Source organism: Streptomyces sp. SID12501 (assembly GCF_010550245.1).
Lineage (GTDB): Bacteria > Actinomycetota > Actinomycetes > Streptomycetales > Streptomycetaceae > Streptomyces.
The window spans coordinates 1-524 of sequence record NZ_JAAGLU010000409.1 but is presented as its reverse complement, the minus strand read 5'-3'; the positions used below and the strand labels follow the sequence as shown (position 1 = coordinate 524).

Annotated in this window: 1 protein-coding gene; it reads right to left on the bottom strand. The window is 74.2% G+C overall.

The features are described from left to right. Positions 1-123: 123 nt before the first annotated feature. A partial coding sequence (locus tag G3I71_RS46500; protein WP_164324979.1) for a molybdopterin-dependent oxidoreductase occupies positions 124-524 on the bottom strand: 401 nt, incomplete at its 5' end.

The window sequence follows — 524 nt, the reverse complement described above, 5'->3', positions numbered from 1 at the left end:
AGCACGAGCGTGCGTGCCGTGGCGGTCTCGTGCCACGCGTCGACCAGGGTCGCGGTGCGCCAGCCGTGCGCGACCGCGGAGCGCTCGCCGAGGCGGGGGACGTCGGGCGTCGTCATCGCGCGCTCAGTCGCCCTGGTAGCGCTGCTCGCGCCACGGGTCGCCGTAGTCGTGGTAGCCGTACCGCTCCCAGAACCCGCGCTGGTCGTCGCGCAGCAGCGTGATCGACCGCACCCACTTGGCGGACTTCCACAGGTACAGGTGCGGCACCAGCAGCCGCGCGGGCCCGCCGTGCAGCGGGTCGAGCGGGCGCCCGTCGTACGTGTGGGCGATCCACGCGCGACCGCCGAGCAGGTCCGCCACGGGCAGGTTCGTGGTGTAGCCGCCGTAGCAGCCGACCAGCGCGTACTGCGCGGCGGACGGGACGTCGGCGAGAAGCACGTCGAGGCTCCCGCCGCGCCAGCGCGTGCCGAACTTCGACCACCGCGGGACGCAGTGGAGATCGGCGACGGCGTCGTCCTGGGGCA